Source organism: Sphingomonas sp. P4_G2 (assembly GCF_056401155.1).
The window spans coordinates 104,677-120,163 of the sequence record NZ_JBFUJY010000007.1 but is presented as its reverse complement, the minus strand read 5'-3'; the positions used below and the strand labels follow the sequence as shown (position 1 = coordinate 120,163).

The 15,487-nt window shown below is 67.3% G+C and carries 13 protein-coding genes; 4 read left to right on the top strand and 9 right to left on the bottom strand.

Annotated elements, in window-relative coordinates:
- The first annotated feature begins 8 nt into the window (after nt 1–8).
- From AC1DRD_RS18760 to nagE, 3 genes are read left to right on the top strand one after another with little or no spacing between them, the layout of a single operon-like run.
- Nucleotides 9–2,261: a family 20 glycosylhydrolase gene (locus AC1DRD_RS18760; RefSeq protein ID WP_478042586.1), complete on the top strand. Its 2,253-nt coding sequence runs from the start codon at nt 9–11 to the stop codon at nt 2,259–2,261.
- On the top strand, nt 2,258–4,732 hold the full coding sequence (ptsP, locus tag AC1DRD_RS18755) for a phosphoenolpyruvate--protein phosphotransferase (protein ID WP_478042584.1): 2,475 nt from the start codon (nt 2,258–2,260) through the stop codon (nt 4,730–4,732). The genes AC1DRD_RS18760 and ptsP overlap by 4 nt, the downstream gene beginning before the upstream one ends.
- Nucleotides 4,729–6,444 (top strand): N-acetylglucosamine-specific PTS transporter subunit IIBC, encoded by a 1,716-nt coding sequence (gene nagE, locus AC1DRD_RS18750; RefSeq protein ID WP_478030899.1) that lies wholly within the window; start codon nt 4,729–4,731, stop codon nt 6,442–6,444. Before ptsP ends, nagE begins: the two co-directional genes overlap by 4 nt.
- On the opposite strand, the gene AC1DRD_RS18745 is transcribed toward nagE, so the two are convergent.
- The 8 genes from AC1DRD_RS18745 to AC1DRD_RS18710 form a co-directional block, all read right to left on the bottom strand.
- On the bottom strand, nt 6,432–8,156 hold the full coding sequence (locus AC1DRD_RS18745) for a sulfotransferase family protein (RefSeq protein ID WP_478042583.1): 1,725 nt from the start codon (nt 8,154–8,156) through the stop codon (nt 6,432–6,434). The genes nagE and AC1DRD_RS18745 overlap by 13 nt on opposite strands.
- 206 nt (nt 8,157–8,362) lie before the next feature.
- Entirely contained in the window at nt 8,363–9,871 is a 1,509-nt protein-coding gene (locus tag AC1DRD_RS18740) for a SulP family inorganic anion transporter (RefSeq protein ID WP_478042582.1), read from the bottom strand.
- Entirely contained in the window at nt 9,868–10,560 is a 693-nt protein-coding gene (locus AC1DRD_RS18735) for a carbonic anhydrase (protein WP_478030893.1), read from the bottom strand. The genes AC1DRD_RS18740 and AC1DRD_RS18735 overlap by 4 nt, the downstream gene beginning before the upstream one ends.
- 124 nt (nt 10,561–10,684) lie before the next feature.
- Complete coding sequence (locus tag AC1DRD_RS18730) at nt 10,685–11,395, bottom strand: hypothetical protein (protein ID WP_478042581.1); 711 nt, start codon at nt 11,393–11,395, stop codon at nt 10,685–10,687.
- Between the two features lie 38 nt (nt 11,396–11,433).
- Nucleotides 11,434–11,778, bottom strand: coding sequence for a hypothetical protein (locus AC1DRD_RS18725; RefSeq protein WP_478042579.1), 345 nt, complete (start codon nt 11,776–11,778; stop codon nt 11,434–11,436).
- A 61-nt stretch (nt 11,779–11,839) separates the two neighbouring features.
- The gene (locus AC1DRD_RS18720; protein ID WP_478042578.1) at nt 11,840–11,995 is read right to left on the bottom strand and encodes a hypothetical protein; all 156 of its coding nucleotides are present in this window, start codon (nt 11,993–11,995) and stop codon (nt 11,840–11,842) included.
- A gap of 45 nt (nt 11,996–12,040) precedes the next feature.
- On the bottom strand, nt 12,041–13,375 hold the full coding sequence (locus AC1DRD_RS18715) for an ATP-binding protein (protein WP_478042577.1): 1,335 nt from the start codon (nt 13,373–13,375) through the stop codon (nt 12,041–12,043).
- Entirely contained in the window at nt 13,372–14,082 is a 711-nt protein-coding gene (locus tag AC1DRD_RS18710) for a response regulator (RefSeq protein ID WP_478042576.1), read from the bottom strand. The genes AC1DRD_RS18715 and AC1DRD_RS18710 overlap by 4 nt, the downstream gene beginning before the upstream one ends.
- A 155-nt stretch (nt 14,083–14,237) precedes the next feature.
- Here AC1DRD_RS18710 and AC1DRD_RS18705 point away from each other — a divergent pair, with 155 nt between their 5' ends.
- On the top strand, nt 14,238–14,510 hold the full coding sequence (locus AC1DRD_RS18705; RefSeq protein WP_478042575.1) for a hypothetical protein: 273 nt from the start codon (nt 14,238–14,240) through the stop codon (nt 14,508–14,510).
- A 50-nt stretch (nt 14,511–14,560) separates the two neighbouring features.
- Here the strand turns inward: AC1DRD_RS18705 and AC1DRD_RS18700 are convergent, their stop codons facing one another.
- Nucleotides 14,561–15,487 carry a PEP-CTERM sorting domain-containing protein gene (locus AC1DRD_RS18700; protein ID WP_478042574.1) on the bottom strand — a complete coding sequence of 309 codons (927 nt, stop codon included), beginning with the start codon at nt 15,485–15,487 and terminating at the stop codon, nt 14,561–14,563.

The window sequence follows — 15,487 nt, the reverse complement described above, 5'->3', positions numbered from 1 at the left end:
ATTACCCGATGCGCACCGCCCTGTTCGCCGCCGTCATGATCTCGACCATGCCGGCGGCGGCATGGGCATCACCTGACCTCCCCCTGCTGCCGATGCCCGCGACGGTGACGTCGCAGGTCGGCAGCTTTTCTTTTGCCCGCGCGACGATCGCCGCCGACGATGCCGGCGGCACCGCCGCCGCGCGACGCCTGGCCGAACTTGTCGCGCGCACCGGCGGACCGAAGCTGGCGCTGGCCAGAGGGGGCGCGATCCGGTTCCGCCGCGACGCGTCGATCAAAGGGAATGAGGCCTATCGCCTGCGCGTGACGCCGGCCGGCGTTACGGTATCGGCGTCCACCGACACCGGGCTCTATTATGGCGCGACCACTCTATGGCAGCTGATCGCCGCATCGCGCGACGGCCGGATCGGCGCGATGACGATCGACGACGCGCCGGCTTTCACCTGGCGCGGGGTGATGCTCGATTCCGCCAGGCATTTCCAGCCGCCGGTCTATGTCAAACAGCTGATCGATCGCCTGGCGATGGAGAAGCTCAATATCCTGCAATGGCATCTGACCGACGACCAGGGATGGCGGATCCAGATCGACAAATATCCGCGCCTGACCGCGATCGGCGCGTGGCGCCAGCCGGCGGGCGCAGCCGGTGTCGACCCGAAGACCGGCAAGCAGGTGCGCTATGGCGGCTTCTACACCAAGGCAGAGATTCGCGAGATCGTCGCTTATGCCGCGGCGCGGCACGTCACGATCGTGCCAGAGGTCGACATGCCGGGGCACGCCACGGCGGCGATCGCTGCCTATCCTGCGCTCGGTTCGACCGCGACGCCGCCCAAGGCTCCCAGTTCCGACTGGGGGGTGATGTACAATCTGTACAACACCGATGACGCGACCTTCACCTTCCTAGCCAATGTGCTCGACGAAGTCCTCGAGCTGTTCCCGTCGCGCTATGTCCATGTCGGCGGCGACGAGGCAGTCAAGGATCAATGGAAGGCCGATCCGCGCATCCAGGCGCGGATGAAGGCGCTGGGGCTGAAGGACGAAGAGCATCTCCAGGGCTGGTTCATGGCGCGGATCGGCGACTATCTCCAGACGCGCGGCCGACGGCTGGTCGGCTGGGATGAGATCTTGGAGGGTAAGGTGCCACCCTCGGCGACGGTGATGTCATGGCACGGCGTGTCCGGCGCGATCACTGCGGCCAAGGCAGGGCACGACACGATCCTGTCGCCCTCGCCCGATTTCTACCTCGACCATATCCAGAGCGATTCAGGCGACGAGCCGCCGGGGCGCGGCGGGGTGATGGACTGGAAGCATATCTACACCTTCGATCCACTGCCCGATGCGCTGAGCGCGGACGAGCGGCGGCATCTATTGGGCGTGCAGGTCAATCTGTGGACCGAGCATGTCCGCACCACCGCCTATGCCGATCGCATGCTGTGGCCGCGCGCGGCCGCGCTCGCCGAACTCGGCTGGACGCCGGCGGCGAAGCGTGACTGGAAGGGATTCGCCGCGCGATTGCCGGCGGAGTTCGCGCGCTATCGGCGGCTGGGGCTCGGGTACAATATGACTCCCCTCGAGCCGCTCGCGAGTGTCGATGGCAAGGATGGGGAAGTGACCATCAAGCTTCGCCAGCAGGCCGATGTCGGTACACTGCGCTATACGATCGATGGAAGCGCGCCGAACCCGGCCTCGTTGGTCTATGAAGGTTCGCTGACCTTGCCGGAGGGAACCCGGCTCCGCGCGCGCGCCTTTGCCGGGAGCGAGCCGCTAGGCGCCGGGCGCGACTGGACGCTGACCGCGGCCTTGCTGCGGACTCGCGCCGCGACTGAGATGGACTTGTGCACCTCGGCGGTCTCGCTGCGGCTCGAGGATGACGGCGTTACCGACGGGCTACGCCGGGTGCATTGGGGCGACATCTTCCATCCCTGCTGGATCTGGACGCGCGCCTCGCTCGACGGCATCGCCTCGCTGTCGGCGGAGGTCGGCCAGGTGCCGTTCAACTTCTCGATCGGCGCCGACCTCACCAAGGTTGTGTTCGACAAACCGCGCACGCCGACCGGCGAGCTCGAGGTCAGGCTCGATCGCTGCGATGGCCCGGTGGTCGCGAGCATTCCGCTCGGCGCCGCGATACGCAATGCCGGCGTCAGCACGATCAACGGATCGCTGCCGCCGCAACAAGGACGCCACGATCTGTGCATGACTTTCACCCAGACCGGCCCCAATCCCCTGTGGATGCTCGACCGGCTGACCTTGGGCCCGGCGAAATGAGCCTGGCCATCGCGAGCCCGCTGGCGGGCTGGGCGACGCGATTGGCCGAGGTGCCCGATCCGGTGTTCGCCGAGAAGATGCTGGGCGACGGCGTCGCGATCGACCCGGTCGAGGGGCGATTGCTAGCACCTGGCGCGGGCGTGGTGGTGTCGGTGCACCCGGCGGGGCATGCGGTGACGCTGCAACTCGATACCGGACCGGTATTGCTGATGCATATCGGTCTGGAAACGGTCGGGCTGGGCGGCGAGGGGTTCGCGCCCAAGGTCGCCGACGGCCAGCGCGTCGCGGCGGGCGAGTTGCTGGTCGAATTCGATCTCGATCGGCTGGCACGGACCGCGAAGAGCCTGATCACGCCGGTCATCGTCACCAATGGCGACGCGTTCGCGGTCGAGGATCCGGTGAGCGATCGCGCAATCGCGGCGGGCGAGACGGTGATGCGCTTCCGGTCACTCGGCGATGCGGTCGCGGCGACCGAGGCGACGGCAGCGACCATCAGTCGAACGCTCGACTTGCCGCTCGCTTATGGGTTGCACGCGCGGCCGGCGGCGCGGATCGCGCAACTCGCGGCTAGCTATCCTGGAACGATCGAAATCGTCGAGTCGTCGGGCCGGGCTGCCTCGGCGCGGAGCGCGGTGGCGATGCTTGCGCTGGCGCTGGCGCACGGCGCGGCGATCACGGTGCGCGGTAGCGATGGTGACGGCGTTGCGGCTGTGGCGGACTTGCTGGCGACCGGGATGGGCGAGCTCAAGCCGGTCGGCGGGCCTGCCGAACCAGCGCCGAGCGCTGCAATTGCCGAGCTGCCCTCGATTCTGAACGGCGTGACCGCGGTGCCGGGAACGGCGATCGGACCCGCCTTCCGTCCGGTCGATCCGGTCGCCGATATTTCCGAAAATGGTTCGGGAATCGAGGCCGAGCGCGCGGCGCTGGCCGGGGCGAAGGATCGTGTGCGTGCCGAGCTGTCGGCGGATGCGGCAGGCGCGGGCGATCGCGCGGGCATCGCGGCGGCGCATCTCGCCTTGCTCGATGATCTCGAGCTGGCGAGCGCGGCGGACACGGCGATCGTGGCGGGCAAGAGCGCGGGGTTCGCCTGGCGGCAAGCGATCGATTTCTATGCCGACCAATTGCGCGGCGCGGGCGACGCGCGCTTCGCCGAACGGATCGACGATTTCAATGATCTCGGGCGCCGCGTGGTGCTGGCGATCCACGGCGAACCCGATCAGGTCCCGCCGCCGCCCGGCGCGATCCTGATCGCCGATGAACTCTATCCTTCGCAATTGATGGCGCTGGGCGAAGCGGGGTTGGCTGGAATCGCGACCTCGCGCGGTGGGACGACCTCGCACGTCGCGATCATCGCGGCGGGGATGGGGCTGCCGATGCTGGTCTCGCTCGGCGACGCGCTGGGGCGGATCGAGCCGGGCACCGAATTGGTGATCGAGGACGGTGCGCTGCGGATCGCGCCTGATGCGGCGGACGTGGCGGCGGTGCGCGCACGGATCGAGACGCGGCAGGTGCGCCGCCAGGCAGCGTTGGCGCATGCCGACGAACCCGCGGTCACTACCGACGGCAGGCGGATCGAGGTGTTCGTCAATCTCGGCTCCGCCGCCGATGCGCGCGCTGCGGTGGCGGAGGGCGCCGAGGGTTGCGGGTTGCTGCGTACCGAATTCCTGTTCCTCGATCGCGCGACGCCGCCCGACGAGGAGGAGCAACGCGCCGCCTATCAGGCGATCGCCGATGCACTGGGCGAGCGGCCGCTGATCGTGCGCACGCTCGATATCGGCGCGGACAAACCGGCGCCCTATCTGACGATCGCGGCCGAGGAGAATCCGGCGCTCGGCTTGCGCGGCATCCGGCTTCAGCTCGCGCGGCGCGATCTGCTCGATGCGCAGTTGCGTGCTTTGCTGCGGGTGAAGGCGCACGCGCCACTCAAGCTGATGCTGCCGATGGTCGCCGATCGTGCCGAGCTGACCGCGGCGCGCGAGGCGCTGGCGCGGCATGCCGACGATCTTGGCGTGGCAGCGCCTGAACTTGGCATCATGGTCGAAACCCCGGCAGCAGCGCTGACCGCGGCGGGACTGGCGGTCGACGCCGACTTCTTCTCGATCGGCAGCAACGACCTCTCGCAATATGCGCTCGCCCGCGACCGCACCAATCCGGCGGTCGCCGCCGGGTTGGATGGACTGCATCCCGCGGTCCTGCGGCTGATCGACGAGACGGTGCGCGGGGGTGCAGTGCACGGACGCTGGACCGGCGTGTGCGGCGGGCTCGCCGCCGATCCGGAGGCAGTGCCTTTATTGATCGGAATGGGCGTGACCGAATTGTCGGTGCCGGGCGCGGCGGTCGCCGAGACCAAGGCATTGGTCCGCACGCTCGATCTCGCCCGATGCCGCGCGATCGCCGCGAAAGCGCTGACCGCGCCCGATGCCGATGCGGTGCGCTCGCTCGTCTCTTCTCTGTCGGAGCAAGGCCAATGAAGCTCTCGCTGCAATCGCTCCAGCCGCTCGGCCGCGCGTTGATGCTGCCGATCGCGGTCCTGCCGATCGCAGGGCTGTTGTTACGCTTGGGCCAGCCCGATCTGCTCGACATCCCGTTCGTCGCCGCGGCGGGGGGGGCGATCTTCGACAATCTCGGCCTGCTGTTCGCCCTCGGCATCGGGGTCGGCATCGCCAAGGACAATAATGGTGCGGCGGGGCTGGCCGGCCTGGTCTGCTTTCTGGTCGCGACGCGCGGGGCGATGACACTGCTTCATGTGCCACCCGACATCACTGCCAATATGGGCAAGGATATCGCCGCGCTGGCCGAGGCGGCGTGGCGCGACAAGGCGATCTCCAAACTGGCGGTGCCGATCGGGATCGCCTCCGGGCTGATCGCGGGGGCGTTCTACAATCGCTATTCGACCATCAGACTGCCGGATTATCTGTCGTTCTTCGGCGGCCGGCGGTTCGTGCCGATCCTGGCGGGGTTCGCCGGGCTGGCGCTCGCGGCCTTCGTCGGCTTCGGCTTCGCGCCGATTGACGCGGGCGTGGACGGGCTGAGCTATGGCGTCGTCCAGTCGGGAACGATCGGGCTGTTCGTCTATGGCGTGCTCAACCGGCTGCTGATCGTGACCGGCCTGCACCATGTGCTCAACAACGTCGCCTGGTTCATCATCGGCGATTTCCACGGCAAGACCGGCGACCTCAACCGCTTCTTCGCCGGCGATCCCAGCGCGGGCGGGTTCATGTCGGGATTCTTCCCGGTGATGATGTTCGGCCTGCCCGCCGCCTGCCTGGCGATGTACCGCTCCGCCTTGCCCGAGCGGCGCCAGGCGGTGGGTGGCATGCTGACCTCGATGGCACTGACGGCCTTCCTGACCGGGGTGACCGAGCCGATCGAGTTCACCTTCATGTTCCTCGCGCCGTTGCTCTATTTCATGCACACGATCCTGACCGGCGTGGCGATGGCGCTGATGCACATTCTGGGCGTGCATCTGGGGTTCGGCTTTTCGGCCGGGTTCTTCGATTACGTGCTCAATTTCTCCAAGTCGACGCGGCCGTTGCTGTTGCTCCCGGTCGGGCTGGCCTATTTCGCGATCTATTACGGCACCTTCCGCTGGGCGATCGTGAAGTTCGACCTCAAGACGCCAGGCCGCGAGCCCGAGGAGGCGGAGGAAGAAGGTGCCGCCCCGCTGCCGGCCGAACGTGGACTGGCGTTCGTCGAGGCACTGGGCGGGGCGGGCAATCTCGCCAGTATCGATGCCTGCACGACGCGGCTCCGCCTGGTGGTCAACGATCAGGCGAAGGTCAGTGAAGCGCGGCTCAAGAAGCTCGGCGCCAGGGGCTTCATCCGCCCGAGCGCGCAGGGACTGCAGGTGGTGCTCGGTCCGATCGCCGATTCGGTGGCCATGGAGATGCGCGCGGCGGCGGGGCCGTTATCCGCTGCCGTAGCGGTGGCCGAAAGCCGGCCGACAGTGACGGCCGCCGATCCGGCGCCGTGGCTCGCTGCGTTGGGCGGACGCGGCAATATTTCCGCATCTGGCGCGGCATCGAGCCGATTGTGGGTCGATCTCGCCGATCCGGCGCGCGCCGACGAGGCGGCGCTGCGGCAACTCGGCGTGCGGATGATCGCACGGCCCTCGGCCAATGCGCTGCACCTGATTTTGGGCGCCGATGCCGCGTCGGTCGCGGCGGGGCTTCAGGCGGCGTAGCCGCCCCTGGCAATTGCCTCGGCCAGGATGGCGCGTGCCGGCTCGAGTTCGCGCGCATAATGCCGCCAGCGCCCGATCGAACGATCGTTGAGCGGTTCCTGGACCTGCGCATAGCTCGGGGTCGGGGCGAAGCGCTGGCTTTCGTGGAAAGCGAGCTGACCAGGCTCCATCGGCAGACCGATATGCGCCATCAGCGCTTCGGTTTCGCCCATCTGCGCAGCGACGAAATTCTCGTAGCGGAGCTGATGCGGCGCAATCCCCGGCAGTTTCCGCCACTCGGCCATCAGCGTGTCGATCAGCGCATAATGGCGCGCGGCATCCTCGAGCCGATAGCCGCAATTGAAGCCATGGGTGAAATCGCGGCTCATCGCCGACACCATCACGTCGAGCGGATGACGCCCGACGGCGACCAAAGGCGCTGCGGGAAAAGCGAGGCGTAGCAGCGGCAGATACAGTTCGTTGAGCGGCATCTTGTCGGTGAAGAACGATGTTCCGGGTGCGAGCAGCCCGAACGCTTCGGCGCGGGCAACATAATGGTCGCGCAGATCGATCGCCAATGTGGCGCGGGTTGCGGCGTCGAGGTCGTTGACATGCGTGGGAAAGGCGCCGCGGGTCCGTTCCGTCGCCATCGCCGCCAATTCGGCGGCGAAGGGCAGCTCGCCGCCAGCGCGGACGCCGGAATGGCTCGCCAGCACTTGTTCGGTCAGCGTGGTGCCCGAGCGCGGGAAGCCGAGGATGAAGATCGGTTGCGGTACATCGTCGCGGACCGATGCGGGGGCCAGTGCGGCAAACCGCTCGGGCCGGAAAAACGAGGTGAGATCGGCGATCAGGCGCTCGACCTCGGCGCGCGCATAGCGGCGGGCTGACGCAGCGGAAAGCGCGGCCTTGCCGTCGGTGAAGTCGCGCCAGGCCTCGGCGTGGCGGCCGGCGCGATCGCGCATGCGCCCGCGCTGGAGCAGGGCGGCACCCGACAGGCCGGGCTCCGCATCGAGCAGCGCCAGCCCGTCGCGCCAATCCTCGGTGCGCGACAGCAATGCTGCGCGCTGCAAGGTAACGTCGCTGCCTTGTGCTCGTGCCAGCCGCTCGGCGCGGTCGAGCATCGCCGCCGCCTCGTCGAACCGCCGGGCCTGTTCGAGCAACTCGGCCAGCCAGGCGAGCGGCGGCAACGCGTCGGGCATCGCGGCGACGGCGCGGCGCAGCAGCGGCTCGGCGTCCGACAGCGCTCCCTGCCGCTGCAGATTGCGGCCGAGATTGGCGAGCAATTGCGGATGCTCGCCGGCCAGCGCGATCGCCCGGCGCAGATGGGTGGCGCCGGCGACCAGCTCCTCCCGTTCGGACAGGATATTGCCGAGCATCATTTCGGGTTGCGGATTGCCGGGATCCGCGGCGATGGCGGCACGGCAGGCTGCCTCCGCCGCGACCACGCGTCCGCTGTCGAACAACATCATGGCAAGGTCGTCATGCGGCCAGCGCGGGCGGGAGTCGATCGCGATCGCTTCGCGCAACAGCCGTTCGGCACCGGCCACGTCGCCGCGCCCGCTATGGGTCAAAGCGAGAATTTCGATCGCATCGAGCGATGCTCGATCCTGCGACCGCGCTTCGGCCGCCAGCTTTTCCGCCTCCGCATGGCGCCCGGACTGAAACGCGGCGCGGGCGCGGGCGACCAGATCGCTGGCGGAAGAAAAAGGGGACATGGCGTCGGATAACGCCATGTCCCGCTCTAAGGAAGCCGATGCTAAAGGGAGGCTCGGCTCTGGACTAGGGTATTCAGACTGCCGGCAAACAATCTGGGGGTCGGAACCGCCCACCCTTGCGATGCAAAAGGGAAGCTGGGGTGGGCGGTTCCGATACAACCGGGATAACGGCGGGAGGTCGGCGCCGCATGTCCCGGTCGTAACGAAAGATTGCTGGAGCAATCCTACGCAGCGAGGCGAGCGAGCCGTCCGTCGGCGCCGAGCAGGGTGACACTGGCCCCGCTCGCGCGGCGCCGTGCCAGCCACTCGCGGAACAGTTCCGCGCAACTGTGATCGACCGCCGCCAGCCTGCGGACGTCGATCGTCAGCGGTTTGTCGGCAGGCGCCTTGTCGAGCGCGTCGCTCAGTCGCGGCAGTTGGACGAAGGTCGCGGTGCCCGACAGGCTGATCGCGGCATGCTCGTCCACTTCCTGGTGATCGACGCCGAGCTTGAGGCGCTTGATGTGCGGGATCACTTCGATCAGCGACAGTGCGATGCCGACCAGCACGCCGGTCAATAGATCCTCGGCGACGACGATCACCAGGGTGGCTGCCCAGATCACCGCGGGCAGCACGCCGTGATGGCGGAACAGCTCACGAACATGCTTCACGTTGACCAGTTTCCAGCCGGTGACGACCAGCACCGCGCCCAGCGTAGCCATCGGAATCTCGCGCAGCAGCCAGGGCAGAAGGGCGACGAAACCCAGGATCCAGACGCCATGCAGGATCGCCGACAGCCGCGTCACCGCGCCTGCCTGAACGTTGGCCGAGCTGCGCACGATGACGCCGGTCATCGGCAAGGCGCCGGCCGCCCCGCACAGCAGGTTGCCGATACCCTGCGCGCGCAATTCCTTGTTGTAATCGGTGCGGACGCCGTTGTGCATCTTGTCGACCGCAGCTGCCGACAGCAGCGTTTCCGCGCTGGCGATGAAGGCAATGGCCAGCGCGGCGGCCAGCGTCGACGGCTTGAGCCAGGTGGCGAACACGGACGCGTCGGGCAGCGACACCGCGGCGGCGATCGATTGCGGCACGTCGACCCGGGTGACGTCGAGCCCGAACAGATAGGCAGCCAGCGTGCCGGCAATCACCCCGAGCAACGCGCCGGGGACGAGGCGCAAAGCGGTTGGGCGCAATTTCTCCCAGCTGATCATCACCCCGATCGTCAGCAGCGCGATGAGCAGCGCGAGCTCAGTGGCTTTGGCATTGGCTGGGTCAAGGCCGAGCAGGCGGCCGGGCATGGCGGCGAGATTCTCGAGCCCGCTCGACAGTGGCTTGGCGTCGAACAAGACGTGGAACTGACCGACCACGATCAGCACGCCGATTCCGGCGAGCATGCCATGGACCACGGCAGGCGAGATCGCGCGGAACCAGCCGCCGAGTTTGAAAATGCCCGCGACGACCTGGATCAGCCCGGCGAGGATCAGGATCGGACCGAGCGCGGACAGGCCCTGATCGCGGATAAGCTCGAACACGATCACCGCCAGGCCGGCGGCAGGGCCGCTGACCTGGAGCGGCGATCCCGCCAGCATGCCGACGACGAGGCCGCCGATGATGCCGGTGATCAGTCCTTTTTCGGGCGGCACGCCCGAGGCGATGGCGATGCCCATGCACAGCGGCATCGCGACGAGGAAAACGACGATCGAGGCAGTGAAGTCGCGGACGAGGAATCCGCTTGCCGGCTTGGCCAGGCTCATTCCGCCGCCTCCGCGAAATCCTCGTCCATCGCCAGGCGCTGCGCGGCGGCCAGCGCCACGGGAAGCGGGCGATCGTCGCGGATCGGCAGGAAGCGCCCGGTATCGCCGTCGAGCCCGAGCATCACGCCCTCATGGATATCGACGAACCAGCCGTGGAGCGAGATTTCGCCACGCGCGATCCCCGCCGCGACTGCCGGGTGCGTGCGAAGGTGCGCGAGCTGGACGACGACATTCTCCAGGCTGGCGGCGCGAACGCGCTCGTTGTTGGTGAGCGGGCCATAGCCGGCGCGCACGACGCTTTCGGCGGCATGGCTGTGGCGCAGCCAGGCGGCGACGTTAGGCATGCCCTCGAGCAATTCGGGGTTCATCAGCGCCTTCATCGCGCCGCAGTCGGAATGGCCGCAGACGATGATATCGCGCACGCCGAGCGCGAGCACGGCATATTCGACGGTCGACGACACGCCGCCATTCTGTGTCGCGAACGGGGGGACGATGTTGCCCGCATTGCGGCAGACGAACAGGTCGCCGGGCTCGGCCTGCATGATCAGCTCGGGCACCACGCGGCTGTCGGCGCACGAGATGATCAGCGCCTTGGGGCTCTGCCCGTCTACCGCGAGCTTGGCATAGAGGTCGTTGCTGGGAAAAACGCGCTTTTCGAAATCGAAGACGCGTCCGATCAGATCGTTCACGGCAGATGCTCCTCTTGGCTGGTTGCCGGGAAGAGCTAGGGCCTTGAATTTGCCGCAGTGCAGCGCGGGCGTAAGGAAATGTTGCCGACGGTGCGCCCGGCTCGGTCGCCGGCAGAGGCGACGGTCAGTTCGCTTCGGTACTCGTGTTCACCCGTTTGAAGACGATTGACCTGCCATAGCGTTCGAGCAGCAGGTTGCCGTTATCGATCCGCAGCGGCGTCTTGGCGAACGCAACCTTGCCGAGGTCGTGCGGCTCGAACCGAACGTGGATGCGCGAGGCCGCCGTGCCGTCGAGACGAAAGGCGTCGCTGCGGAGGTCGTACACGCCCAATGCCAGACGCAGCGATACCGGCCTATCGCCGGGCGCCAGCGGAAACGCGTCGCTGTCGTCGGACAATTGGCCGCCGACGACGCGACCGTCGGCCAAGCCAATTTCGGCATCGAAATATTGTCGCGTCCAGCCCTTCGGCAAATCGAGCACGAGATGCGTCTTTCCGTCGGATGCGGGTCTTTGCTCCAGCAACACGAATTTCGGTGGTGTGACCGGATCGCTCGTCAGAAGGACAACATTGCCGTCCACACTCCAGGTGCCGGTCGCACTTTCGTCCAGCGCGCCATAGGATAAGCCGTAGTCGAACCGCCCGTCAGCTTGCAGTTTCAGACCGACCGCCATTTCCATCTGGTGGCCATCATAGGTTCCGACCAATTGCGAGGAGTTCGCCGGCGCGGTTTGTCCGGCTAGGCCGGAAGAGGGGATCGCGACGGCGGAGAGTGACAGACCGGCCAGCGCGGCGATCGCGGCGCGAGAGGGTCGGTGGCGGGTGATGAACCCCATTCGGGGACGGTAGACGCCTTTGCGGCGTGGGTACAGATTCAGCTGACGTCCGGCTTGTTTTCGCGCCGTAGCCGACGAACGAGCAGGACTAGCCCTGCCAGGACGAAACAAAGCCACGGCACCGCCAGCCAGTCGATCCAGTCCGGGCCGGTCGGCGCACTGGTCTGGCTGTCGGTATAGGCGGCCAGCAGCACCAGCGCGACAGCGTGCGCCAGGACCAGCCACAGGCTATCGGAAGTGATTGTCCAGGAACGCTTGTCCGCGGGTTTGGTCAGCAATGTCCGGATCGCCGATAAGAGCGCGGCAACGATGAATATCCCGCCGCCTGCGACGAGGACCAGCCCGAGCAACAGGCCGTCTAATCGGATCGCGATGTCGCTCAATTGCCCTCCCTGGCGTCGGCCCCGCTCAATGAGCCGATTGCACGAATATCATCGGTCGGACTCAACCGTCCCGTTTTTTTCCGCGCAGCGCCTTGAACACCTCGGCCGGCCCGGCTGCCAGTATGGCGGCGATGATGAACGCCGATAAGAACGGCGCCAGGATGATCCCGATATACGTGCTCTTCAGCACGGATTTCTTGATCGGATCGGGGTCCATGGTCGATTCATATCAGTTTCGTCGACCACTGGGCAGTCCGCCGCACTACGCGACGACCGCCGCCGCGCGTGGCAGCGTGATCCGCGCGCTGAGGCCGCCCGACGGCGCACTATCGAGCGCGAACTCGCCGCCATGCGCCGCCACCGCGCGCTGGACGATGGCGAGGCCGAGGCCGAACCCCTGCGTATCGCGGCCGCGCGCGTCGTCGAGGCGGACGAACGGTTCGAGCGCGCGGGCACGATCCTCTGGCGCGATACCGGGGCCATTGTCCTCGACCGCGATCGTCACTCGATCGGGAGTGGCATCGAGCCGAATGTCGACGCGCTTGCCGTAATGAAGCGCATTCTCGACCAGGTTGGTGACCGCACGCTTCAGCGCGACGCGGCGGACGATCAGTTCGCAATGATCGGGGCCGTGATATTTGGCCTTGCCGCCACGATCGACGGCGTCATCGGCGAGAGTCGCGCACATCACCGCGAGGTCGGTCGCGCTGGGCGCTTCCCCGTCGGCTTCGTCCTCGCCTGATAGATAGGCAAGCAACGACGCGACCATCTGGTCCATCTCGACCACGTCGTGCTGGATTGCGTTGCGCAACTCCTCCTCGTCGATCGCGTCGGCGCGCAGATGGAGGCGAGCGAGCGGGGTGCGGAAATCGTGGCCGACCGCGGCGAGCGCCTGGGTTCGGTCGGCGATCAATGTGTGGATGCGCGCCTGCATCGCGTTGAACGCGACGATCACATCGCGCACTTCGCTCGGACCGCGCTCGGGCACCGCTTCGACTTCGCCATGGCCAACGCGGTCGGCGGCGCGGGCGAGATCGCGCATCGGGCGCAGCATCTGGCGCACCAGCAATCCGCCGATCAGGATCAGGGCGACCGCCGGGGTCAAAGCGAGCAGGATGCGGCTGACCGCCATGTCGAGCGCACGCACCGGTTGGCGTGTGCGAAACGTGACCCAGCTGGCATCGTCGAGCCGAAACGCGCCGGTGATGAAGCCGTCGCGCCCCGGCGAGGTCAGGCTGAGGCGGAGGTCGCGCCCATCGAGATTGGGTTCCCAGGCGAGCACTTGCTCGGTCAATTTGTCGAGCGACGGTGCGACCGCGGGCGATTTGGGCAGTACCGCGCGCCACGCGACCGCATAGCGCGAGGTGGTGAGTTCGGACGCCATCGTGTTGCGCTCGCCGATCGGTGCTTCCTCGATCAGCTTGCTGGCGATGACGAGGTGCTCGGCGAGCCGGTGCGCTTCGTCCTGGCGCACCGAGAATTGGCTGGCGCGCTCGTACAGGAAGGTGCTCGCGCCATATTCGACCAGCACCGCGAGCAGCAGGATCGCGAAGACGCGGCCGATCAGCCCCAGAGTGAGATGGGGCAGGCGCGTCAACGCCGCTCCACCGCGACGTTGAGCATATAGCCGACGCCGCGCACGGTGATGATCGGGGCGGGCTTGCCCGCGCTCGACAATTTGCGGCGTAACCGGCTGATCAGCACGTCGACGCTGCGGTCCGAACTGTCGCCGAGTCTGGTGCGCGACAGCTCGATCAGGCGTTCGCGCGCGATCACGCGCTGGGCGTTGTCACACAAGGCGACGAGCAGGTCGAACTCGGCGCCGGTCAGTTCGACCGCGGCGCCGGTCGGCGACAGCAATTCGCGGCGCGGCAGATTGACCGTCCAGCCCTCGAAGCTGAGCTCGCCTTTCTCGCGATCGGCGGGGCCGCGCTCGATCGCATGGCGGCGCAACACGGCGCGTATGCGGGCGACCAGCTCGCGCGTGCCGAATGGCTTGGCGAGATAATCGTCGGCACCGAGTTCGAGCCCCACGACGCGATCGGTCTCGCTGCTCTTGGCCGAGATGAAGATGATCGGGACGTCGCTGGTGCGGCGAAGCTCGCGGCACAAATCGATGCCGCTGGTGCCGGGCAGCATGATGTCGAGCAGGACAAGATCGACCGGGCCTTGTTCGAACGCGCGCCACATTTCGGGCGCGGTCGCGGCGGGCCGGACATTATAGCCATTCTCCTGTAGCGCGCGGGTAGTGAGCGTGCGGAGCGGCGGGTCGTCCTCGACCAGGACGATGTTGGGGGCGGTCATCGGACGGCCTCTATCGGTGTCATGCGCTGGACCTAGTCGCGCGACGCTCCGCCCTCAAGGTTGCCGCCTCGGGCCGGCAATGATTTGTTACGGAGCGGCAAGGCGGCGCGACGGACCGAATGGCAGGAAGCGGGCTCTTCAAAAAGGAGTCCAATGTGAAATCCGTCCTGATCGCCGTGGCCGCCGCGCTTGTCCTGCCGCTGCCCGCCGCCGCGCAATCGCTCAATGAAACGCACGAACTGGTCTGGCACCCGGCCGGCAAGACCCCCGCGGCCACCTATCGCATGCGCGACCGTCCGGCATGTACCCCGACCGCTGGGCACCACCAATCGGGCAAGACGGCGATGCCGGCGAAGAAGGCCTGTGGTGTGGACGTGGCGAAGGCATCGGCCGCACCGAAGGGTGGAGAGCCTGCGATTGCGCAATGACGCAGCTGCCCGACCGCCAGGTCCGACGGCCCTCTCGCGCGCTTCATAACTCAAGGTAGCGCGAGCTGCGCCTTGGCGACCTGTTGCAGCTGGACCGCGACCCGGGGATCGATGCCGAGATCGTCGGCGGCGCGCTCATTGGCGCCCAGCCTGGTCGGGTCGACCCCGGTGACGCGGCCGAACACGACCAACGCCTCCAGATAATAGCCGAAGATACTGGCGTGGTAATGGTCGTAGGTCCACAGATCGACCTGGCCGAACGCGACGCCGTTATAGGGATCGGGGTCGGCGATTCCGCTCGCGATCGCGCGGTTCCATGCCTCGCCGACGGGGAGGACGCCGCGGAACGCAGGCGACAGCGCGCGAACCCCGTCGGCCGCGCGACGCAAATCCTGCGCCATTGCCGTGATCGGCTTGCCCGACCAGGGGCTGCCCGGCAGATAGACCAGATCGGCGCGGCTCCACGTCGCCATCAGATAGACGTCGACCCGCGGATTGTTGCGCGCGAACATCGCGGCGAATTGCGGGGCATAGGTGCGGTAGTCGGTCGCATCGCCCGGGCGATCGCGATCGAGCGTGCTCAGTTCCTGAAGGACGACGACATCCCATTGCCGGGAGACCAACTGACGGCGCTGGTTCCAGTGGAAGCCAAGCGTCTTGCCGCCATCGGTCTCCAGCGCCACCGTATAATTGAGCCCCGATTCGGCGGCGAACAATTTGAACAATGCCGGCACGCCGCCATAGCCGTCGCCGTTCAGATCGATCACGGTGTTGTTGCGATAGCGTTTGACCGCCGAATGCGCCCCTTGGGTGAAGCTGTTGCCGATGAACAGGATCGAGCGCGGCCGAGCAGCCGTCGCCTGGGGCGCCGCGGTCGTAGCCGGTGGCGGCGGGGCCACCTGCGCCGCCGCCGGGATGGCGGCGATAGTGGCAAGTGTGAAACCGAGCGCGGCGCCAAACAGGGCAAGTCGCTTCAT